Annotated in this window: 18 protein-coding genes; 3 read left to right on the top strand and 15 right to left on the bottom strand. The window is 58.8% G+C overall.

Annotated features, from left to right (window positions below; translation table 11 throughout):
• Positions 1 to 42: 42 nt before the first annotated feature.
• On the bottom strand, positions 43 to 984 hold the full coding sequence (locus AC5I5B_RS18915) for a helix-turn-helix domain-containing GNAT family N-acetyltransferase (protein ID WP_111834230.1): 942 nt from the start codon (positions 982 to 984) through the stop codon (positions 43 to 45).
• Positions 985 to 1218: 234 nt separating this feature from the next.
• On the opposite strand from AC5I5B_RS18915, the gene AC5I5B_RS18910 reads away from it, so the two are divergent.
• The gene (locus AC5I5B_RS18910; RefSeq protein WP_111834229.1) at positions 1219 to 1560 is read left to right on the top strand and encodes a hypothetical protein; all 342 of its coding nucleotides are present in this window, start codon (positions 1219 to 1221) and stop codon (positions 1558 to 1560) included.
• A 43-nt stretch (positions 1561 to 1603) separates the two neighbouring features.
• On the opposite strand, the gene AC5I5B_RS18905 is transcribed toward AC5I5B_RS18910, so the two are convergent.
• The 9 genes from AC5I5B_RS18905 to AC5I5B_RS18865 all read right to left on the bottom strand — a co-directional run bounded on the left by AC5I5B_RS18905 (position 1604) and on the right by AC5I5B_RS18865 (position 12534).
• On the bottom strand, positions 1604 to 2749 hold the full coding sequence (locus AC5I5B_RS18905) for an alpha-hydroxy acid oxidase (RefSeq protein ID WP_111834228.1): 1146 nt from the start codon (positions 2747 to 2749) through the stop codon (positions 1604 to 1606).
• Positions 2750 to 2799: 50 nt separating this feature from the next.
• Entirely contained in the window at positions 2800 to 4461 is a 1662-nt protein-coding gene (locus tag AC5I5B_RS18900) for an acyltransferase (protein WP_111834227.1), read from the bottom strand.
• A gap of 5 nt (positions 4462 to 4466) precedes the next feature.
• A complete protein-coding gene (locus AC5I5B_RS18895) occupies positions 4467 to 6332 on the bottom strand; it encodes a DUF2264 domain-containing protein (protein WP_111834226.1) in 1866 nt (621 codons plus the stop codon).
• 70 nt (positions 6333 to 6402) lie between these two features.
• Positions 6403 to 7683 carry an ABC transporter substrate-binding protein gene (locus tag AC5I5B_RS18890; protein WP_111834225.1) on the bottom strand — a complete coding sequence of 427 codons (1281 nt, stop codon included), beginning with the start codon at positions 7681 to 7683 and terminating at the stop codon, positions 6403 to 6405.
• 48 nt (positions 7684 to 7731) lie between these two features.
• Positions 7732 to 8439, bottom strand: a complete 708-nt coding sequence (locus AC5I5B_RS18885) for a DUF624 domain-containing protein (RefSeq protein ID WP_065695008.1) — start codon at positions 8437 to 8439, stop codon at positions 7732 to 7734.
• Positions 8440 to 8458: 19 nt separating this feature from the next.
• The gene (locus AC5I5B_RS18880; RefSeq protein ID WP_111834224.1) at positions 8459 to 9568 is read right to left on the bottom strand and encodes an ABC transporter ATP-binding protein; all 1110 of its coding nucleotides are present in this window, start codon (positions 9566 to 9568) and stop codon (positions 8459 to 8461) included.
• Positions 9569 to 9581: 13 nt separating this feature from the next.
• Complete coding sequence (locus AC5I5B_RS18875; protein ID WP_107676669.1) at positions 9582 to 10760, bottom strand: glycoside hydrolase family 88 protein; 1179 nt, start codon at positions 10758 to 10760, stop codon at positions 9582 to 9584.
• Positions 10761 to 10764: 4 nt separating this feature from the next.
• Positions 10765 to 11601 (bottom strand): carbohydrate ABC transporter permease, encoded by an 837-nt coding sequence (locus tag AC5I5B_RS18870; RefSeq protein WP_003506013.1) that lies wholly within the window; start codon positions 11599 to 11601, stop codon positions 10765 to 10767.
• A 3-nt stretch (positions 11602 to 11604) separates the two neighbouring features.
• Positions 11605 to 12534, bottom strand: coding sequence for a carbohydrate ABC transporter permease (locus tag AC5I5B_RS18865; protein ID WP_112357198.1), 930 nt, complete (start codon positions 12532 to 12534; stop codon positions 11605 to 11607).
• Positions 12535 to 12780: 246 nt separating this feature from the next.
• Between AC5I5B_RS18865 and AC5I5B_RS18860 the strand changes: the two genes are divergently transcribed.
• Together AC5I5B_RS18860 and AC5I5B_RS18855 are read left to right on the top strand one after the other, a co-directional pair.
• Positions 12781 to 14568, top strand: a complete 1788-nt coding sequence (locus AC5I5B_RS18860) for a heparinase II/III domain-containing protein (RefSeq protein ID WP_111834223.1) — start codon at positions 12781 to 12783, stop codon at positions 14566 to 14568.
• Positions 14569 to 14578: 10 nt separating this feature from the next.
• Entirely contained in the window at positions 14579 to 15376 is a 798-nt protein-coding gene (locus tag AC5I5B_RS18855) for a hypothetical protein (protein WP_060723098.1), read from the top strand.
• Between the two features lie 55 nt (positions 15377 to 15431).
• Here the strand turns inward: AC5I5B_RS18855 and AC5I5B_RS18850 are convergent, their stop codons facing one another.
• From AC5I5B_RS18850 to AC5I5B_RS18830, 5 genes are all read right to left on the bottom strand, one after another.
• The gene (locus AC5I5B_RS18850) at positions 15432 to 16184 is read right to left on the bottom strand and encodes a FadR/GntR family transcriptional regulator (RefSeq protein ID WP_111792399.1); all 753 of its coding nucleotides are present in this window, start codon (positions 16182 to 16184) and stop codon (positions 15432 to 15434) included.
• Positions 16185 to 16328: 144 nt separating this feature from the next.
• Positions 16329 to 17339: a 2-hydroxyacid dehydrogenase gene (locus tag AC5I5B_RS18845; RefSeq protein WP_060723100.1), complete on the bottom strand. Its 1011-nt coding sequence runs from the start codon at positions 17337 to 17339 to the stop codon at positions 16329 to 16331.
• Positions 17340 to 17399: 60 nt separating this feature from the next.
• Complete coding sequence (locus AC5I5B_RS18840) at positions 17400 to 19022, bottom strand: ABC-F family ATP-binding cassette domain-containing protein (protein WP_003506023.1); 1623 nt, start codon at positions 19020 to 19022, stop codon at positions 17400 to 17402.
• Between the two features lie 141 nt (positions 19023 to 19163).
• A complete protein-coding gene (locus tag AC5I5B_RS18835; protein ID WP_003506025.1) occupies positions 19164 to 20402 on the bottom strand; it encodes a vWA domain-containing protein in 1239 nt (412 codons plus the stop codon).
• A gap of 169 nt (positions 20403 to 20571) precedes the next feature.
• On the bottom strand, positions 20572 to 21450 hold the full coding sequence (locus AC5I5B_RS18830) for a transglutaminase family protein (protein ID WP_111834222.1): 879 nt from the start codon (positions 21448 to 21450) through the stop codon (positions 20572 to 20574).
• Between the last annotated feature and the right edge of the window lie 2 nt (positions 21451 to 21452).

Below are 21452 nucleotides of genomic sequence, written 5' to 3'. Positions count from 1 at the left end.
CAGGAAGATTTCGATTGCGGCCGTTTACGCGCGGTTGAAAGATCATTCGGGCCGTGGCCGGACGAAGCGCTGTTCTAGCACCTCGCTTCCCCATTGGCTGCCCGGATGTTCCTCAACACATGCGAAACCATGGGCTTCGTAAAGGTGTCGCGCGGCCAAAAGGCCGTTGAATGTCCAGAGGTGGGTCTCGGCAAACCCTCTTTCATCAACGAAGGCCAACGCAGTCTCCAGCAGCCTGCGTCCCACACCGCCACCGCGTACGCCGTCATCAACGATGAACCAGCGCAGATGCGCAATATCCGCTCCGAGATCTTCACCATCGATAGCGACGGAGCCGATGACCTCCTGTCCACGCATTGCGACCCAGATCGCATCCTTCGGGCTTTCGAGCCGGTTGCAGAAAGCCGCGAGGCCTTCGGCCACGACGGATTCGAAACGCTGGCCGAAACCGGATGTCCGGGCGTAATAAAGCGCATGCATCTGCGTGATACGGGCAATGATACCCGGCCTGTACCCCTCCTGGATCTCTATGGAGGGAGCAACGGTATCGGTCCGGTCTCCCAGCGCATCGGCGTAAAGACGGAGCCCTTGGAGGATCGTGTGGGCATCCGCCGACGTAAGCTGCGTCAGGGCGTCAGAGACCTGCCGGTTCGCAAAGCCGTGAATGGCGCCCACCTTCTCCTGCCCTTTCCCCGTCAGACGCAACCGCTTGATACGGCTATCCTCCTCATCCGTTTCTTCGCGAACATCGCCGGAAAGCACGAGCTTGCGCAGCATGCGGCTGACACTCGATTTTTCAAGCCGCAGCAGCTTTCCCAGATCCCGCGCCGTGATGTTGGGGCATGTCTCGATCTCGATCAGTGCATGCACGGCGGAGGGCGGCAGATCGGTGCCGGCAAAATCTCCGCCCATGAAGCCGAGTTCGCGGACGAGCCGGCGCGAGGTGGAGCGGATATCGCTTACGGGGACAGGTTGCTGGGACACGGTTGATCCATTATGGTTGCATCATGCAACCATAATCACATTCTGCTTCGCTTGCCAAGATTGCTGCCAACGTAAAAGGCTGGCTTTCTCAGCAAAAGCGGGCAATCTGCTCTCCCGGTCGCCGACAATGGTGGCTAAACCGATATCATCGGCAAGATGGATGGTCGCTGAGACCGTACGGTGGAATTTCCCGGCCGCGTTCGCGGCAGTTGATTATCCGGCTATGGAGCAGGCATGCCCGACACGCCCCGATTTTTCCGTTATGCGGTTTTAGCCGCCATGTTTCCCGTGGCCGTCCTCGGCCTGGTGGCGACTCCGAACGAATATCGCGCCATCGGCATGAAGGCTGTCGATTGCGATGGCCCCATATCCGTTCTGATTGCCGCCGTGCCGGCGCTTGCGGTCTATGCAATTATCGGCTGGATGTTTCTCTCCGGAGCCAAACGCCATCGGTCGCTGATTTCAGCCTGTTTTTGTGGACTTGTGTGCCTGGCGCTCGTCTGGAATATCGGCATGGCGCTTCAGGAGCAGCGACGAAACGCGGCTGAAATGGCATGCGGTTTCAGTGGTCGATAGTGACCGCGCTCCGCGCAAGTCCTTCTGTAACCGTCCTGCCTGCTCAACGGAACCGAAGGTTTCGGCGTGTAAGCTGATCGACGGAGGTGCAGCCCATCAGCTTCATGCCGCGCTCGATTTCGATACGCATCAGCTCAAGCGCCCGTTCCACGCCCGGTTGCCCGGCGGCGGCAAGGGGGAAAAGGTAATAGCGGCCGAGCCCCACGGCTTTCGCGCCGAGAGACAGTGCTTTCAGAACATGGGTGCCGCGCTGCACGCCGCCATCCATCATCACGTCGATCTGGTCGCCGACCGCATCGACGATCTCGGCCAGTTGATCGAAGGCGCTGCGGGAGCCATCGAGCTGGCGCCCGCCGTGATTGGAAAGCACAATGCCGCTGCAGCCGATTTCCACGGCGCGTCTGGCGTCATCCACCGACATGATGCCTTTAAGGCAGAACGGCCCGCCCCATTCGCGCACCATCTGCGCCACATCGTCCCAGTTCATCGAAGGGTCGAGCATGTCGGTGAAATAGCGGCTGATGGAAAGAGCGCCGCCGTCCATTTTGATGTGGTCATCGAGCTGCGGCAGGCTGAAGCGCTCATGTGTAAGGTAATTGATGCCCCAGGCCGGCTTGATGGCGAATTGCGCGATGCCGGAAAGATTGAGCTTGAACGGAATGGCAAAGCCGGTACGCTTGTCGCGCTCGCGGTTGCCGCCCGTGATGCTGTCGACGGTCAGCATCATCGTCTCGACACCGGCGCTCTTGGCACGCGCCATCATATCGCGGTTGAGGCCTCGGTCCTTGTGGAAATAGAACTGATAGACCTGTGGGCCGCCGCTGATCCGGCGCGCTTCTTCCAGGCTCGTGGTGCCGAGCGAAGAGACGCCGAACATCGTGCCGTATTTCCCCGCCGCTGCCGCAACCGCCCGTTCCCCTTGATGATGGAAAAGGCGTTGCAGCGCCGTCGGGGAACAATAGACCGGCATGGACAGCTTCTGCCCCATGACGGTGACCGACATATCCACATCGGCCACGCCCCGCAGCACATCGGGAACGAGATCGCATTTTTCGAAGGCGGCCGTGTTTCGCCGATACGTCACCTCGTCATCGGCAGCGCCGTCTATGTAGTTGAAGATCGGTCCGGGAAGACGCTGTTTGGCCATGCGGCGAAAATCGTGGAAATTATAGCAGTCGCTGAGTTGCATCTGTTACCCGACCGGTCCGGTTTGAAAGCTTTCAAAAGAGTATCGGAAACCTATACCGGAGATTTAGGGCGGGCAATCATGCCATGGACGATTTCCGCAGGCTCAAAGCGATGGATGCCGCGAGGTCGGAACGGCAAGAGCTGTTCTGCACCGAGAAGCTTCGCTGAAAGCCAGAGAACCGACATCCACATTTCCGTGCCCTGCAGCCCGGCCGGGTGCCCCTCGGCGAAGGCAAAGCCCTTGCCTCTTTGCCAGCGCCCCTCATTTCGGCGCAGAATTTCCCGGGCTATCTCCTTTGCCTCATCTTGCCGGTGATCCGTCTGTTTCAGGCAGAGAAGAAGGGGATGGATCGTATCGAGCAGGTTGCAGGCATTAAAATTCTCGCCATGAAAACCGCCATAGGCATGATAATTGGCGATGACGGAGTCTATTGCTGCTGCCGGATAGGGAACGGGCAGGCCGAACTGGGCATGGGAGCCGCGGGTAAGCCGGTAAAAGCCGTTGACCGGTTGCAGTAGGCCCTGTGTGGAGGTCGGCTCACCCCAAAGCCCGGTGGTTTTCTCCACGTTCATGGCCAGCCAGCCGAAGAGAACGGTGAGATTGTCGCCGGATGTGAAATAGCGCCTGTTGACATAAAGCGCGGTGGCGATGGCGTCTATGGTGGCGCCGCAATGCCATGCCCGGCTTTGCCACGGCAGTTTTTCCAGCAACAGGATGAGTTCGTCGGCGCGAAGATGCTCCACGAAAGCGACCGGCTGTTTCGGCGCGGCGCCGAAACATTCAAGCGCATATCCGACCGCCAGAATATTGTAGAGGACGGCAGGGTCCTTCTCGGGCGGCGTTAAGGGGCGGCGGTCACCGGCGAAAAATAGTCCGGTTTCCTGATCCTGCAGGGCCTGAAGGCTGGCCACGGTTTTTCCGGCATCGAAAGCGATATCCTCCTGTCCGAAGGCCGCCGCGATCTCGATCGCATCGCACAGATGCCTGACGCTTTCGACCTCATGTCCGGATGCATCGGCGGAACGATAGATGCCATCTTCGCCATAGGAGCGGATGGCGGCAAGCCAGTCGCCGGCAATCTCCTTGCCGAGTTCCTGCAGCAGATGATCGGGCAGCTTCGGTGCGGCCGCTTTTCCTCCGCGGTATCGCAGAACCCGGGCGGGAACGCCGCCTGCAATGGCCATGGCGGGAATGTTTTTCGCCACCACCGCGCCTGCGGCGATAACAGCGCCGCGTCCTATCTTCACGCCATCAAGCACAACCGCATTGGCGCCGATCCAGACGTCGTCACCAATCTCTATCCCGAGCGAGGTCAGCGGTTGGCGATAGATCGGAGTTTCAATGTCGTCGAAACCATGGTTGAAGCCGACGATGCTGACATGTGAGGCGATACGCACGCCGTTGCCGATCGTCACCTTGCCGGAAAGACAGGCATAGGGATTGATCGATACATTTTCACCCAGTTCGATATTGCCGCGCACGATTGCATAACCGGCGACCCACGACTGCGCACCCATCAATAACCTGTCCGTATGCACCTCGGCCTTGTCGGCAATGTAAACGCCCTGCCCGAAAACGGCGTTGGCGGAGCGCTCAAGGCCGCGCAGCCGCGCCTGATGGTCGGGGCTGTCGATATCCTCCTGCTTCCGCTCCCAGGTCAGGATGTTCAGCCGATCCGGCCTCTGGGAGACACCCGGTGTGTCGTGGGTCATCTCCGTCAGCCTGCGCGGTTTTCATCGAGAGCATGGGCGGGAACGCGCCGTCCTTTCCGCTTGAACATCTTTTCCAGCCCTGCGAGATCAGGAATATCGGGAAGGGCAGCCAATGCGGCCTCGGCCTCTTTGCCAGCCGGCAGTGCCATGGCCGCCGTCACCAGCAGCGTTTCGCCGGAGGCGATGGTGCCGCGCAATTGCGGAACAAGGGTTCTGGCGTGGATAAGGTTGGTATTGGCGATTGCCTGATGGCATAGGCCTTCGCGCCGAATACCGGCCGAAAGATCGGCGATGATGCTGGTGTCAGTCTGTCCGTAACAGACGGCGCGACCTTCGCCCGCCTCGGTGCGGTCGCTATTGAAATCGGCCCGCTCTATGGCAAATCCGCCTTCTGATGTTTGCAAGGGGCGTGGGGTGCGGATGCGGTGCAGCCTTATGTGCCAGGGGTTTTGCGGCACGAGCCAGGTCTCGATCTCGACATCCGCCCATGGCCGCCAGCGGGAATAGAGGCAGTCTTTGGCAATCAACGCCTCTTCCATCGTCTCGCGGGTGCGGAAGTGCACCCCATCGTCGGAAAGGCCGAGCATGCCGTCGAAACTCGCGGCGGCAAAATGCCGGTCATCCGCTTCGATATTGAAGGCATAACGGGTGGAATAGACGAATTTCGAGTATTTTTCCTGCGCGCCGCGCATCCTCTCGTGCTGTTGCCCGGAGGACAGGACCACGATGTTGCCCGGCGTATGAAAGGCCACCATGCCGGGCTCTGCTAGGGGAACCGGTTCGGCAAACTCCTGCGGTTCGGCCTCTTCCGCGGCCCAGAAGGGGTGATCGGCGGGCAGCGCCAGCGGCAGGAAAAATTTAAGCGCCCAATAGGGCGAACAGGGAGAATTATAGCTCTCGCTCATCAGAAGGTTCGGATAGGCGTATCCAACTGACAGGACGCCATCGCGATCGGCGATAGGCCGCTTCGACCACCAGCGGATATGGCGCATGTAGTAGCCCTTGATCTCCGGCCACGGCAGCGCTTCCAAACCTGAAAAGGCGAGAGCACCCCAGAAGCCGCCTGCAGCAAAACGATAGGTCTGGCTGCGCCCGAAGGCGAGCGAGGCTCCGTCCGGCCCGAACCAGTGGCGCATGTCGCGGGCGAAGATGTGCGAGCGTTCCAGCAACCGTGTTTTTCGCGCGTCGTCCCCTTTCGCCAGCACGGTATAGATCAGACCGTAAAAATGCATGGCGAAGGGAATATAATGATCGACCCGACGCACCGGCCCGTCTCGATACCAGCCATTGCCGATATCGAAAGCCTCGAGTTCATCGAGATAGGCCTGGGTTTTGGTCCGGTCGAAATCCACACCCACTCTTTCCAGTCCGAGATCGATCAGGACGCGGAAGAATTTCCAGTTATTGTCGACGAATTCCCGCTCGCGGGCGGCCAGCAGATAGGCGGCGACAGCCTGCTTGTCCGTTTCGGAGAGCGGCTCCCAGATATGTTCGGGAACCATGGCGAGCGCAAATCCTATGGCCGCCAGTTCGACCAGTCGCTGATGACGGTCGGCGGTGTCGCCCCAATATTCGGGGTGAGCCGGGTTGGTACCATTGGCCAGTCCACGCCTGTAGAGATCCCAGTGCGAAAAATCGTAACCACCGGCGGCAAGCGGGACGATGCCCCACAGTGGCCGGGCAAAACCCTCCAGTTCCGCCGCAGGAAAATCGAAAATCGCCCCCGTTGCTCCGAGCCGGACACGCGCGCCGCCGGGTGAAAAACAGCCAAGCAGCGGGTTGAAGAGATCGATCACCGCCTTTGCGAGATCGTCCCTGCTGAGCAGCGGATTGTGAAAGAGCGGATTGGCTGTGGCGGTCTCGTGAGGCACGGTTATGAATGTCCGGAATTCATGATCAAAGGAAGGGCCGCGGGCTTATCGCCCACGGCCCCCGTGGTAATTATTTGATGGCTTTGACGCCGTCATTCATGTCCTTGATGCCGTCATCGATGGAGATATTGTCGGTCATCAGCGCATCATGCACGCGGTTCAAAACGACCTCGATCTTGGCCGCATTCGGGTTGACCGCCATTTCCAGATAGGCCTTGCCCGCCTGCAACGCGTCCTTGCTGCCCTGATCCTGCGGGAAGCCCGGCAGCGCTGCGATCTTCTCGGCAACATCGTCGGTTCTGAGCGCAGGGAAAGTGCCGGTGGAGGCAATGATCGCCGCACCCTCAGGTCCGGTGACGAAGTGGATGAAATCCAGCGCCGCTTCCTTGTGGCCGGAATTGGCATTCACCGACAATCCGGCAATCTGCGCGGCCGTCGCGCCTGCCGCGACCCCATCCGGATGGGGGAATTTCACGATGCCCCAGTTGGCGCTTTTCGACTCGCCGGATTTTACCTTGGCGATCTGGGTTCCGACGAACCATGTGCCCATGGGCAACATGCCGATCGTTCCGTTGAAGAACAGGGCGGAATAGTGGGTGTTGGATGTTTTCAGCGAGGCATAGGACGGTATCGCGCCGCTTTTCTGCAGGGCAAGCGCACGCTCATACCAGGGTTTCAGGAATTCATAATTGCCGTCCACCAGCGTGTGTTTGCCATCCTGAATGCCCGGCAGCTGCACCGTCGAACGCCAGGTGTGCAGCAGCGCGCCATAGGTGCGGTTGGCACCCATGCCGCTCTTCAGCTTGCCGGCGATTTCATCGAATTGCGCCCAGCTCATGTCATTGCTGGGGTAAGGCACGCCCGCCTTGTCGAAAATATCCTTGTTGTAATAGACCACCCAGAAATCCGAGCGGAACGGCAAAGCATAAATCTTGCCATCGATGGTCAGTTCCTCGATCAGGCCGCCATAGGGGGCCGTCTCGATCTTCTGGTCCTTGATGAAGCCGCTGAGATCGGTGATGTTGCCGGCGCGCACCAGATTGGCGTAGCCGGGCACATCCTTGATGGTGACGACATCAATATCCTTGGAGCCGCCGGTCAGCTGCGTGGATATCATCTGCGTATAGTCCTGCGAGCCGAGGTCCACCACCTCGAACGTCACATTCGGATGCTTCTGCTTGTAGGCCTCCATCAAGGGCTTGAAATAAGCGCCCTTATCCAGATCCCACAACGCCCATTTAAGCGTGACGGGTGCATCACCCGCAGCAAGCGCGGTTCCTCCCATGCCGATCGCAATGCCGAGACCGGCGGTTGCGAGAGCAAATGCACGTCTGGTTGTCGTAAACTCCATAGCCCGTTTCTCCTTCCCTGACTGATGTCGTTTTGATTTTGGTCTGCCTTAAGTGCCGCTCCCCGCCGGTTCGGGCATCCGCACACGCGTTTTCGCGGCGGCGTTTCTCGCCGCGAAACACAGGGCGAACATGCCGAGCGAAAAATTGATGGTTGCCGGCATGAACACGGACACCGGATAAAAAAGGATATGTGCGAGCCAGAGCGCTGCGACGAACCCGAGCGCCGCCAACATCGGCAACGGTTTCGTGAGTGCAAGAAATGCCGCCTGCCGCAGGGTTTCCGAAAGTGGCAGGTCCTGCTGCCTGGCCAGAACAACACTGGCATAGGCACTGAGGAGGATGAGGAATAGCGTTACCGCCAGGCTGATCGCAAAAGGCAGGCTGTAAGCGAGCTGAAGCCGGGCGGCCCCGGCATAACTGACAGTCGCATAAGTACCGGCGCTCACCAGCAATGCGCTTAACACCACAAGCGCGGTGCCGCGCAGGGCGAGTTTTCGCAGGGCTTCGAGAAAGTCACGTAGCAGATAGGTATTTTTATCGTCCGCGAAGGACACACAGATGCGGGCCATGGCGAACATCGCCGCCGGCATCGTCACCACCGGCAGACTGGCGATGATGAAGAGGATGTTGAGCTTCACCATCTCCCACCATTCGCGTTTGAGGATATCCAGGAAGAGCGCAAGGCCGGTCAGTGGCGGGGCGTTCTTGTCGATCCCGGCTCCTTCCTTCGTCCATAACCCTTCCAGCCATTGCATCGCGTTTCTCCCGGCCGCGTCAGTAAAGGATCGATCGTTCGGTGACAGGATCGAAAAGCTGCGCATTCGTCAGATCGGCCACCAGTTCGACGGGATCGCCGATCTTTGCCCTGAAACGTGGTGAGACGCGCGCAACAAGGTTTCTGCCGCCGGAGACGAGGTTGAGATGCACTTCCGATCCCATTGGCTCCGCCAGTTCCACGGCGGCCGCGAAGGGAGAAACATTGCCGGCATCGATATCCGCGGGGGCGAATTCGTGGAAATTTTCCGGTCGGATGCCGAGAATGATGTCCTTTTCCTCGTAAGGTCGCAGACGCCCGGCATCGATTTCGGCTGGCAGCGGCAGGGAAGTGCCGTCGAACAGGGCGGTGAAACGGTCCCCGTCACGGCGTAGCGTCACGGGGAGCATGTTCATCTGCGGCGCGCCGATGAAGCCCGCGACGAACATGTTGATCGGCCGGTCGTAGAGGTTTTGCGGCGTATCCACCTGCTGGATATGGCCGTCCTTCATCACCACGATGCGATCGGCCATGGTCATGGCTTCTACCTGATCGTGAGTCACGTAGATGAAGGTGGCGTCCAGCCGCTTGTGCAGCTTGGAAATTTCCGACCGCATGGTGCCGCGCAGCTTGGCGTCCAGATTGGAAAGCGGTTCGTCGAGCAGGAAAACTTCCGGATTGCGCACCATCGCCCGGCCGAGAGCGACACGCTGGCGCTGGCCGCCGGACAGCGCCTTGGGCTTGCGGTTCAGCAGATGGGTGATGTCGAGAATTTTCGCCGCTTCCTTGACCTTGGTATCGATGATCTCGCGCGGCGCTTTCCTAAGTTCCAGGCCGAAGGCCATGTTCTTGTAGACGGTCATATGCGGATAAAGCGCATAATTCTGGAACACCATGGCGATATCGCGATCCTTGGATGGCACGTCATTCATCACGTCTTCGCCGATGCGCAACTCGCCGCCGGAAATTTCCTCCAGCCCGGCGATCATCCTGAGCGTGGTGGATTTTCCACATCCGGAAGGGCCGACCAGAATAATGAATTCCTTGTCGGCAATATCCAGATCGATATCGTGAACGACCTTGAGTGCGCCGAAGGTTTTGTTGAGTTTTTTCAGGGAAATGCTAGCCATCTGTTCCTCGCGCTCACCAATAGGAAGACCAGTTGCGCGAAAGCCGGATCAGCGCTTCCAGATAATAATAATCGCCCCATGAGACGCACTCATCGACGCCTTCGCCCCGGCAGGTATTATGGGGCGTCTTCTTGGAATAGGTGCCGTGCAGAAGCTGCCCGTTGGAGATCGCGGGATCGCGAACCGAATAGATATCGGCAAGGCTTTTCACCATGCGCCTCGCCAGATTGCGGTATTCTTCTGCCTTTTCCGGCGTCTCCAGCTCCGCCATTTCCAGGAGGCCGCAGGCGACGATGGCCGCTGCCGAACTGTCGCGCGGCTCTCCATCGCCATCGCCATCGGCAAAGATCAGGTCCCAATAGGGCACGAGATCGTCGGGCAGGCGTTTGAGATAGAAAGCGAGAAGCCGCTCGAACGTGTCGCGATACGCGGGCAGCCGCTCGTAACGATAGGAGATGGCCATGCCGGCGATGCCCCAGGCCTGTCCACGGGCCCAGTAGCTCTCGTCGCTATAACCCTGCTTCGTGACGCCGCGCACCGGCGCGCCGGTTTCCGGGTCCATGTAAAATGTATGATAGGTGGAATCGTCAGGCCGGACGGAATGGGCAAGTGTGGTGCGGGCATGGGCGAGTGCGACGGTCCGGTAGTCTTCCCGGCCCGTTTCGCGGCTAGCCCAATAAAGCAGCGGCAGGTTCAAAAGGCAGTCGATGATGTAGCGATATTCGTTGGGGTTGTCCCTGCGGCCCCAGGCCTGAATGAATTGCCCGACGGGCTGGAACCGCTCCATCAGCTGATCGGCCGCCATAAGTGCCGCGCGCCTGCCGTCTTCGTCTCCCACCAGTTTCCATGCGGCGATGCAGGAGGGCGAATAGAGAAAACCCATATCGTGATGGTCGGTCTCGATGCGGTTTTCGATACGGTGCAGGAAGCTCTGCACCTGTATTTGCGCCGCATGCTGAAAGGTCCTGTCGCCGGTATGTTCGAAGGCGAGCCATATCTGGCCCGGCCAGAAACCGGCGGTCCATTGGTCGTTGGCGACTGCCGGGTAAAAATTCTTCACGCTCGAATGGTTCTGCGCCGCGTAGGTGAATTGCGGCAGATTGCGCCTGACCTGCGCGATGGCGGCCGTCAGCGCAGCATCGATTTCAGCTGTGGTGATCGGGGTTGGAAGGGACGTGGTCAAATCGAGCATGAAATCAACCCTTGAGGCCAGTGGAAGCGACGCCTTCGACGAAGAAGCGCTGCAATGCCAGGAAAACGACGAGAACCGGGATAAGCGCCACGACCGACGCGGCCATGATCAACCCGTATTCGGCCGAATATTGCGAAATGAACATGCGAAGACCGATCTGAATGGTCTTCAGCTCGGTCTTGGTGAGATAGATCATCGGCCCGAGAAAATCGTTCCAGGTTGTGACGAAGGTGAAGATCGTCAATGTGGAAAGCGCCGGTTTGGAAAGCGGCAGCATGATCTTCGCCCAGATCTGGTACTCGTTCATGCCGTCGATGCGGGCCGCTTCGCATAGCTCGTTCGGGATCGACATGTAGAACTGCCGCATCAGGAAAACGCCGAAGGCGGTGAAGGCTTGCAGGAAAATCAGGGCGAGATGGGTGTTGTTGAGCCCGAATTCTCGCATCAGCAGGAATTGCGGCACCATATAGACCTGCCAGGGCATGGCGATGGTGGCGATATAGCCGAGAAACAACGTGTTCTTGTAGGGAAAATGCAGCTTGGCAAAGGCATAGGCCGCAAAGCTCGATGTCAGCAATTGCAGCAGCGTGACGATGATCGTCAGCTTCGACGTGTTGTAGATGAACAGCGCCAGCGGGATCTTCGTCCAGATTTCCACGTAGTTCTCCCAGCGCGGCTGAGAGGGTATCCATTCGATCGGGAAGGCGAAGACATCACGGCTGAGCTTCAGCGATGCCGACAGCATCCATGCGAAGGGCAAAAGCATGACGATGGTGACGACGATGACGGTCAGATAGATACCGATCGTCGCGGTGGGGATTTTACGGCCCATGATGCGCATGGATCAATCCTCCCGCTGCCGTTTGAACTGGACGATGGTGACGACAAGGACCAGGAAAAACAGGACGAGCGCGATCATGCTGGAATAGCCGAGATCCCAAGAAATGAAGGCCTCATTGTATATGTGATAGACGAGAACCAGCGTCGAGGTGCCCGGCCCGCCCTGCGTGATCATATAGACCTGATCGAAAACCTTGAAGGACTGGATCGTCAGCATGACGGTGACGAAGAAGGTGGTCGGTGCAAGCTGCGGCAGGGTGACGTGGATGAATTTCTGCCAGGCATTGGCGCCATCCAGCCCCGCCGCTTCGTAAAGCTCCGAATTGATGCCCTGCAGCCCGGCGAGATAGATGACCATGTAATAGCCCATGCTCTTCCACACGCCGAAGAGAATGACCGTGACCATGGCCCAGTGCCGGTCCGCCGCCCATCCCGGCATATCGGCGGGATCAAGGCCGAGCGTATAAAGCAGCATGTTGACCGGACCCATTTCCGGATTGAAAATCATGTTCCAGACGACGGCCACGGCGACCAGCGATGCGACATAGGGAAAGAACATCGCGGTACGAAAGAAATTGCGGCCGCGGATTTTCTGGTTGAGCAGGATCGCAAGCCCCAGCGCGCAGGCGAGCGTCGCCGGCACCGATGCGACCGTGTAGATGACCGTGTTCCAGAAGGCAGCGATGAAGGCCCTGTCTTCGAAAAGCCGCCAGAAGTTATCGAGGCCGGCGAAACGCATTGCATTGGAGCCATCCCAATGCATGAAGGCCAGCGCAAAGGCGAAGAGGATCGGCCCGAGCGTGAAAATCGCAAAGCCGATAAAATTGGGTGCAATGAAGGAATAGGCGACGAGCGCATTTTCGATCCTGCGCCGCCGTTTGGAGACGACCCGGACTTTCTTCTTCCCATACGGAACCGCCTGCTTGTCGGACATGGTCGCGGTTGCGATTGCCACAGCCTACCTCCCATTGCTGCCGTTTCACCGCGTCATCGGTGTCGGCTGCTGCGTTTTCCATTACGACCGGGGTCTTCACCCTGCCGCCTCCCGCGCTCTGGATAACACAATATCAATATTGGTCAAACAACTTTGCATAAAGTCAGACAAATTTTCTGGTTTTCTAGAAATACGTATGATAGGAGCCGCATATCGGATTGCGGAACGCGCGGGAGGTTTGAGGGCGTGTTTGTCGAAATGATGCGGCTCCTGCCCGAACGGTTCGCCGATTTCGGTGTGGAACTGACGGTGGAAAAAATACGGTCTTCAGCGCCGGATACGGTTTGCCGCAGCCTCGTCGAGGCGGCGGAAAAGGCGCTTGGCGAGCCGTGGTCCGTCATTTTGGCGGGCGATTACCGGGAATATAGCCGTACTGGCAATCGCGATCGTTTCGAGGCGCTTTATTTTTCCCGGCGACTGAAGCTGAACGCGCTGGTTCTGGGGGAATGCGCCGAAGGGCAGGGCCGTTTTCTCGATGCCATCATCGATGGTCTCTGGCTGATATGCGAAGAGAGCGGCTGGCAATTGCCCGCCCATAACTCCCATATTCGCGGCGGCCCACGAGATCCTCTGCCCGATCCGCAAAATCCGGTGATAGACCTGTTTGCTGCTGAAACGGGCGCCAACCTCGCTGTGTGCCTGCATTTGCTCGCACCGGAGCTGGAGCGGGCAAATACAAATCTCGTTTCGCGGGTCCGCGCCGGGATCGATCAGCGTATAACAAAACCCTATCTAGCCCGGCATTTCTGGTGGATGGGGAATGGCGACGAGCGAATGAACAACTGGACGGCCTGGATCACCCAGAATGTTCTTCTCTCGACCATGCTATCTCCCACTGACCAGCCGACGAGACGTTCGGTCGTCGAAAAGGCGCTCAAGAGTCTAGATGCCTTTCAGAAGGATTATGCAGAAGACGGCGCCTGCGAAGAGGGTGTTCTTTATTACGGTCATGCGGCACTTTGTATGTTCGGGGCGATGAGCATTCTCGAAACCTCCGCGCCCGGCTCCATGGCACCGCTCTTTCATGCGCCGAAGCTTCGCAACATGGCCGAATTCATCGTCAACATGCATGTGGCGGGGGACAAGTTTTTCAACTTCGCCGATGCGCCGGCGAAGATCGAGACATCCGGCGTGCGGGAATATCTTTTCGGCAAGGCCGTTTCTTCGCCGTCACTCCAGACTTTCGCTACCGCCTGCTGGAACCGCTCGCCGGACCGGCTTATGCACAAGGAGTGGAACCTCTGGTATCGTGTCCAGGCGGTTCTGGCCACACAGGAATTGTCTGCGCTCACTGCCGCCGACCCCGCAAAGACCGACATCATCTATCCCGGCATCGGTCTGGCGATTGCCCGCGACGGAGTTTTCGATCTTGCCGTGAAGGCGGACAATAATGGCGAGAGCCATAACCACAACGATGTCGGCAGCTTCACGCTTTATAAGAACGGCAGGCCGTTCATCATCGATGTCGGGGTGGAAACCTACACTGCAAAAACCTTCTCGCCGCAGCGCTATGACATCTGGACGATGCAGTCGGCCTTTCACAATCTGCCGACTTTCGGCGGCGTCATGCAGGTCGCCGGGGCAGAGTTTGCAGCTGCAGATTTTGTGACCAGGTTTTCTGAAGAAGAGGCGGAATTTTCTCTCGATATGGCCGGGGCTTATCCCAGCGTCGCGGGTGTTGAACACTATCGTCGCCGCGTCCGACTGCTGCGTGGCAGCCATGTGGAGGTCGTTGACGACTATCTGGGCGGCCGGGAGGCGGTTCTGTCGCTCATGGTCGCCGAAAAACCTGCCCTCATGCCGGGTGGCCTGGTCTTTGCGGGGCTGGGAGAGATAGCCTGCGAAGGCGCAGGAGAGCCTGTCATCGAAGCCATAACAATCAACGATGCCCGCCTTCGCCAGTCCTGGCCGCCGGAAATCTATCGCGTTCTCATTCCCATCAAAGCCGGACGTCTGTGCCTGACGATCAGTTAAGGAAGTGCCGATGAAGCTCACACTCAAGGTCGTCAATGCGGCGGGAGATGTTCTGGCGGAAGCCGGAGCGGAGGATGAAGCTTTGCTAGTCTATCGCGCAGAATATTGCGAGGGAGACAGGCTTGTCGTCGCGGTTTCGCAGCCAGGCCACATCTGGCTCGCGCTCGATGCCGGCATGCCGCCGACGCTGGTTTTCTTGCACGGGAACGAGTTCATCCTGCCTGTTCCTTCCGCTGCAAAGCGCAAATCCTATCCGCCGCAGGCCTTCAGCGGTAACCTTCACCGGATCGCTGCCCGCCGCACACTTGCCGGCGAGATTGGAGTTCGCAGGAATCTGGCCCTGAACCCGTTTGATGATCATGAAAACACCTCGCTGTTTCCGCATGTCTATGCGAGCACCGAAACGCGCGGGGAGGCGGCCTTTGCGGCCCGCAATGTCATTGATGGCGAAAAGGCAAGCGCTGGTCATGGTTTCTGGCCCTATACCAGCTGGGGCATCAACCGCGATCCCGAAGCCTCGTTGACGCTCGTATTCGGCCGCGCAGTCCTCATCGACCAGTTGACCTTTTATCTGAGGGCGGATTTCCCCCATGATGCCTGGTGGGAAAAAGCGAGCGTCACTTTTTCTGACGGTGAAAGCGCGAGCTTTTCCCTGCAAAAAACCGGGGCTGCCCAGAGTTTTCCGGTCGTGCCGCGCCGGGTGGAGTGGATCCGTCTGCACGATCTCAAGAAAGCGGACGATCCTTCGCCCTTTCCCGCACTGACGCAGATCGAGGTCTGGGGTGCGGATCTGCGGGAAGCGCCGTAGTTCCTGATCGCGCCCTTCAGAGCATAGAGCGACGACGCAGTTTACCGGAAATCCCTTAGCTGTGCGCGATGCCGCGCAGGTCTCGCATCATGTCGCGGTAGCGGTGCTGGCTGCCCCGCAGATGCGCCTGCATCGCCAGCTTCGCGGCCTGTTCGTTTCGGTCGGATATGGCGATGACGATGGCTTCATGCTCCTTGTGGATCAATCGCCGGTAAGCTGTCTGGTCGTTCTCCGCGGTTTCGGAAACCACGCGCGATTGTGGAATCACGGCCTGGCCGTGCAGTTCGAGAAACTGTGTGAAGAGCGGATTGTTGGTGGCGGCCGCAATGGCCAGATGCAGCGCGAGATCGGCTTCGCGAATGGAGCGGTTTTCTTCGATACATTGCAGAAGCCGGGCGTGACAGTCGAAAATCGCCTCCTCCTGCGATGGCGAGCGGCGAAGGGCGGCGAGCCCCGCCGCTTCGATTTCGAGCGGCGTCCTGATTTCCAGCACTTCCAGATCGGAAGAGAGGCGGGCGCGGTCGATACCGGGCGTGGGTGACGCTTCCTTTTCACGCTTCAGCACGAAAATGCCTGCCCCCTGGCGAACTTCTACCAGCCCGTCGCAGCGTAGCGCCGTGACCGCCTCGCGCACGACGGTGCGGCTGACACCATGGGTTTCCGTCATCTCGATTTCGCTGGGCAAGCGGTCACCGGGTCCGTATTGCCCTGAGGCAATCGCGTTTCTCAGGCTGAGGCTAACTCTGCTGACCAGAGAACCGGAGGATTTGCTGCGCTGTTTTTGCTGTTCAGGCACGTCGGTCACCATGCATTAAAATCGAGGCAGGCGTGGAGCCTGTCAAATATGTATGATGAATTTCAATAAAACTCAATGATCATACCAATTTTACCCGCTTTCCTGCAGAAGTCGGGCAGGATGGCATTAAAATCTTCCCGACTCTGGCAGGAGATACTAGGCTGGGCCGGCAAACTGTTCCGTGGAAACGGCATGCAACGCCCTGCCGGTTCTGAAAAAGCTCTCGATATTGCCGATCGTGGTGTCCGCGATGTTCGTGAGGGCTTCCTGCGTGAAGAAGCCCTGATGGCCGGTCACCAGGACATTGGGGAAGGTCAGCAATCGGGCGAAAACGTCATCGCGCAGCACGTCATTGGAAAGGTCCTCGAAAAAGAGATCGGCTTCTTCTTCATAGACATCGATGCCGAGGCTGCCGATCGTGCCGTCTTTCAGACCCGCAATCGCGGCCTGCGTGTTGATGATGGCGCCGCGGCTGGTATTGACGAGCATCACGCCCTTTTTTAGCAGCGGCAGTGTCTCCCTGCGAATGAGGTGACGGGTCTCCGGTGTGAGTGGGCACATCAGCGCCAGAATGTCCGATGTCTGGAACAGTTCCTCGCGCGTGACATATTCCATGCCCAGCGCCTCGCAATCGGGATTTGGCCGGAGATCGTGGCCGACGAGACGGCAGCCGAAACCGGCCACAATGCGCGCGAAAATCGCCCCAATCTTCCCCGTACCCACAATGCCGACGGTCTTGCCGTGAAGATCGAAGCCAAGCAGCCCATCAAGGGCGAAGTTTCCTTCACGGACACGGTTATAGGCGCGGTGAATCTTGCGGTTGAGCGACAGGATGAGCGCCATGGTGTGTTCGGCAACCGCATAGGGCGAATAGGCCGGGACGCGCGCAACGGTCAGGCCGAGCTTTTCGGCAGTGGCGAGGTCGACCTGATTGAAACCGGCGCAACGTAGAGCAATGAGCCGAACACCCATTTCCGCCAGCTTCTCAAGCACCGGTCGCGACAGGTCGTCATTCACGAAGGCGCAGATCGCCGTCGCTCCCTCCGCCAGCGCCACGGTCTCGGGAGACAGGCGTGCTTCGCAATATTGCATCCGCATGCCAGGGCGGGCGGCGGCGTCAAGGAACTGCCTGTCATAGGGTTTGGCGCTGTAGACCACGATCCGCATCTGTTTCTCCAGTCTCCAAACGAAAGCTGCCGTTACAGGGCGGTGGGTCCGGCAGGTGGCTTAGCTGCGAAGGCCCGGCGCTTCCTGTCCCGTGCTTTCGACATATTCGGTATAGCCGCCGCCATATTGGTGGATACCATCAGGCGTCAGTTCTAGCACCCTGTTCGAGAGCGCAGCCAGGAAATGGCGATCGTGCGAAACGAAGAGCATCGTGCCTTCATAACCCGACAGGGCCTTGATCAGCATTTCCTTGGTGTCGAGATCAAGGTGGTTCGTCGGCTCGTCCAGCACGAGGAAGTTCGGCGGATCGAACAGCATGGCGGCCATGACGAGACGGGCTTTTTCACCGCCGGAAAGAACACGGCAGCGTTTTTCCACGTCGTCGCCGGAAAAGCCGAAACAGCCAGCAAGGGCGCGCAACGGCGCTTGACCCGCCTTCGGAAAACGCTCCTCCAGCCATTCGAGAATGGTGCTGTCGCCATCCAGCACATCCATGGCATGCTGGGCGAAATAGCCAAGCTTGACGCTGGCGCCGAGGGTGACATTGCCGGAATCCGGTTCCGCCGTGCCGGTCACCAGTTTCAGCAGCGTCGACTTTCCAGCGCCGTTGACGCCCATGATGCACCAGCGCTCCTTGCGCCGCACCATGAAGTCCAGCTCACCATAGATCGTGCGGCTGCCATAGGCCTTGTTGACCTTCTTCAGCGCCACGACATCCTCGCCGGAGCGAGGCGCCGGCGCGAATTCGAAAGCAACTGTCTGACGCCGTTTTGGCGGCTCGACGCGGTCGATCTTCTCGAGTTTCTTCACACGGCTCTGCACCTGCGAAGCGTGAGAAGCGCGGGCCTTGAAGCGTTCGATGAACTTGATTTCCTTGGCGAGCATGGCCTGCTGGCGTTCGAACTGCGCCTGCTGCTGCTTTTCGTTCTGCGCGCGCTGCTGTTCGTAAAAGCCGTAATCACCGGAATAGGTGGTGAGGTTGCCGGCATCGATTTCGATGATCTTGGTGACGATGCGGTTCATGAATTCGCGGTCATGCGAGGTCATCAGCAGCGCGCCGTCATAATTCTTCAGGAAGTCCTCGAGCCAGATCAGGCTTTCAAGATCGAGATGGTTCGAGGGTTCGTCGAGCAGCATCACATCCGGGCGCATCAGAAGAATGCGGGCAAGCGCCACGCGCATCTTCCAGCCGCCGGAAAGCTTGGAAACATCGCCGTCCATCATCTCCTGGCTGAAGCTCAGCCCGTCCAGCACCTCGCGGGCGCGGCCTTCCAGTGCGTAGCCGTCCAGCTCCTCATAACGCGCCTGCACTTCGCCGTAGCGTTCGATGATGGCGTCCATCTCGTCCATCCGGTCGGGATCGGACATGGCTGCTTCCAATTCGCGAAGTTCGGCTGCCACTTCACTGACCGGGCCTGCGCCTTCCATGACTTCGGCGACGGCAGAGCGGCCGGACATTTCACCGACATCCTGATCGAAATAACCGACCGTCATGCCCTTCTCGACAACGACCTGGCCCTCATCGGGCTGCTCTTCACCCGTTATCATCCGGAACAGCGTGGTCTTTCCGGCGCCGTTCGGACCGACAAGACCGATCTTCTCGCCGCGATTGAGCGCGGCGGAGGCCTCGATGTAGAGAATGCGGTGACTGTTCGACTTGCTGATATTTTCGATGCGGATCATGACAGGGCCTGTGAATGGGAGCGGCCCTCCTATGCCACGGGCCGCCGCCGCTGTCACCTGCCGTGCGTGTCTTGCCAGCCATGCAGTCTGGCAACATCAGCCCCGAAGCAATATCGCCCCGGGGATTTCCTTGTGCGCTTGTCAGTTGGTCAGCGTGGCCATGCTGCCGGCTGCCTTGCGGGCGATTTCACCAAATGCGGTGACGATCTGCTCCATGTTTTCAGGGGCGTAATAATTGTCGATGCTGGATGCGCAATATTGCAGCAGCGACTTACCCTTGTCCGGCGCCATGAAAGCGACGCTGAAAATCTTGATCCCATCTTTCTTGGCAGTCTCGCAGGTGGTGCGTACCGACTGGTCGATGCTCGAATTCCACGCGGCGCTGTTTCCCGTCATTTCACCGTCGGTCATGAGAACGATATAGCGCTCGAAGGATTCACTCCCCTTCGTTTTATGTGCTTTCGCTTCATCCGGGTTGGCTTTTTTAAGGGCGTTATATGCGGCGTTCAGGCTGCTGCGGGCGTCGGTGCCGCCGGACGGAAATTCCGGGATTTGTTTGTCGACATAGCTGGCAACGCTGCTGGTGCCCCAGCTGATGGTCTGCGCGGCATAGGTCTCATGTGTATAGACCGACGCACCCGTGCGAACGAGCTCGGAACCGCCGTTGGCGGTATAGGTCGGATCGGCCTTGTTCAACGTCGCGACCAGAAACCCGACGGCGGTTTTGAGCGACGTGGCCTTGTTGACATAGCAGGGCGATGTCTTGCCCAGATTGGGATATTTATTCCAGTTGTCAGCCGTATAGTTCTGGCATGACGTTTTTTTCGTATCGATGGTATCCGTCTTGAATGACATCGAACCGGAACGGTCAAGTGCCAGATACATGGAGATCGGTGCGCCCTTGTTGACGGTGCTCTTTGCGGTACCGGTTACCGAAAGATCGAGTGTTTTGGCGCCAATGAACCCCAGCAGTGGGTTGAGCTGTACCCGGTGGTTGATCGTCGTCTCGACGGTGTAGGTCTTGCCGCGGGCATTTTCCGTCGTCGTGATAGCGGTTGGAGAGTTCTGCTCCAGTTCCTTTTTCTCTTCCACGGTCAGGTTCTTTTCCATCTGGGCCGCAATGAAGTTCTTGGCGATTGCCCTGATCTGCTCGTCCGTCAGGTCGCCCATTTTCAAACGGGCCTCGGTCGCCGCCGCAAGGGCTGCAGAATCCGCGGTATTCTGCAGATCGGCTTTCACCTGCATCACATTCGCCAACTCCATGCCGGCGCCGGCAAAACCCAGCAGGACCGGCAGCAGAATGGCCGTCATCATGCCGAAATTGCCGCTCTTATCGGCAAGGAAACGGCGCTTCAATTTGTGAGGTGCGGAGGCGGTCATAGTGGTGCTCACCGATTAGAATATTCGATTGAGCGCAGGAAACCCGCAAACGATGTAGAATCCGCTAACGTGATCGGTTCAATTTTACGCAGCGTTCAATTTGGTGCAGTTTTCAAAGTATTTTCAAGAATTGTTTCGCGCGATGGCCGCAATAATACACATCGTATCATTACTGGACGGGGATGACGTCGACGGCCTGTTTTATCTGCTGGTTGCCATAGCTCTTCAAGACGCCGATGACCGGGGCGACATCGGAATAATCCCGGCCATAACCGACGACGATGTGGTCGCTTCCCGCGACGATATCATTGGTGGGATCGAGCTCCAGATAACCGGCTGCCTCGCCGCACCAGATGCGAACCCAGGCATGCATGGCATCGGCGCCTTCCAGCCGTTCCTTGCCCGGTGGGGGAATGGTACGCAGGAAGCCGCTGACATATCCGGCGGGAATGCCGAGGCTGCGCAGCGCCATGATCATGATATGCGAAAAATCCTGACACACGCCGCGCTTCAGCTTGAAGGCTTCCGATGGCGTCGTATCCACCGTCGTCGCCTCGCCATCATAGGTGAAATCCCTGTGGATGCGTTTGCACAGAGAGCGCGCGATTTCGCGAATGGTCATTCCGGGTTTCAGCAACTCCCGGGCATAGGCGGATATCGCCGCGTCCATTCCAATCCTCGGGCTTGCGCCAATGAAATGGTGCGGCGACTGGGAATCGAGCGACCAGACATCGGCAAGCTCCTGCGGCAGGCGGTAAAGCTCCGGAGAGAAATCCGCCGTCAGCGCCGGTGCCTCCACCATCACGCGGGCCTGCATGCGGATGTCGAGTTTTTCATGCGGCGCGCGCAGATGCACCGAGGTCGCCGGTTGATGAAAGAAATCATCGAAGGCGACACGTTCTTCCGGCGTCGGCGAAACATCGATGGAACCGGCGACAAGCCGCTGCCGGCCGGGAATGGAGAGCGGCAGAACGCGGATGATGTGGCGCGCGCCGTGGGCCGGTGTGTCGTAGGTGTAACCCATATGCAGGGAAAGGTCGTAGAGCATAG

The organism is Agrobacterium sp., assembly GCF_059499945.1.
Note: the sequence above shows the minus strand (reverse complement) of the source record. Positions and strands in the feature narration are given on the sequence as shown.

What these genes read in the sequence shown, in the direction of transcription:
- AC5I5B_RS18910 (WP_111834229.1), top strand. Translation starts at nt 1,219, where the DNA reads ATGCCCGACACGCCCCGATTTTTCCGTTATGCGGTTTTAGCCGCCATG.
- AC5I5B_RS18905 (WP_111834228.1), bottom strand. Translation starts at nt 2,749, where the DNA reads ATGCAACTCAGCGACTGCTATAATTTCCACGATTTTCGCCGCATGGCC.
- AC5I5B_RS18900 (WP_111834227.1), bottom strand. Translation starts at nt 4,461, where the DNA reads ATGACCCACGACACACCGGGTGTCTCCCAGAGGCCGGATCGGCTGAAC.
- AC5I5B_RS18890 (WP_111834225.1), bottom strand. Translation starts at nt 7,683, where the DNA reads ATGGAGTTTACGACAACCAGACGTGCATTTGCTCTCGCAACCGCCGGT.
- AC5I5B_RS18885 (WP_065695008.1), bottom strand. Translation starts at nt 8,439, where the DNA reads ATGCAATGGCTGGAAGGGTTATGGACGAAGGAAGGAGCCGGGATCGAC.
- AC5I5B_RS18880 (WP_111834224.1), bottom strand. Translation starts at nt 9,568, where the DNA reads ATGGCTAGCATTTCCCTGAAAAAACTCAACAAAACCTTCGGCGCACTC.
- AC5I5B_RS18875 (WP_107676669.1), bottom strand. Translation starts at nt 10,760, where the DNA reads ATGCTCGATTTGACCACGTCCCTTCCAACCCCGATCACCACAGCTGAA.
- AC5I5B_RS18870 (WP_003506013.1), bottom strand. Translation starts at nt 11,601, where the DNA reads ATGCGCATCATGGGCCGTAAAATCCCCACCGCGACGATCGGTATCTAT.
- AC5I5B_RS18865 (WP_112357198.1), bottom strand. Translation starts at nt 12,534, where the DNA reads ATGTCCGACAAGCAGGCGGTTCCGTATGGGAAGAAGAAAGTCCGGGTC.
- AC5I5B_RS18855 (WP_060723098.1), top strand. Translation starts at nt 14,579, where the DNA reads ATGAAGCTCACACTCAAGGTCGTCAATGCGGCGGGAGATGTTCTGGCG.
- AC5I5B_RS18850 (WP_111792399.1), bottom strand. Translation starts at nt 16,184, where the DNA reads ATGGTGACCGACGTGCCTGAACAGCAAAAACAGCGCAGCAAATCCTCC.
- AC5I5B_RS18845 (WP_060723100.1), bottom strand. Translation starts at nt 17,339, where the DNA reads ATGCGGATCGTGGTCTACAGCGCCAAACCCTATGACAGGCAGTTCCTT.
- AC5I5B_RS18840 (WP_003506023.1), bottom strand. Translation starts at nt 19,022, where the DNA reads ATGATCCGCATCGAAAATATCAGCAAGTCGAACAGTCACCGCATTCTC.
- AC5I5B_RS18835 (WP_003506025.1), bottom strand. Translation starts at nt 20,402, where the DNA reads ATGACCGCCTCCGCACCTCACAAATTGAAGCGCCGTTTCCTTGCCGAT.
- AC5I5B_RS18830 (WP_111834222.1), bottom strand. Translation starts at nt 21,450, where the DNA reads ATGCTCTACGACCTTTCCCTGCATATGGGTTACACCTACGACACACCG.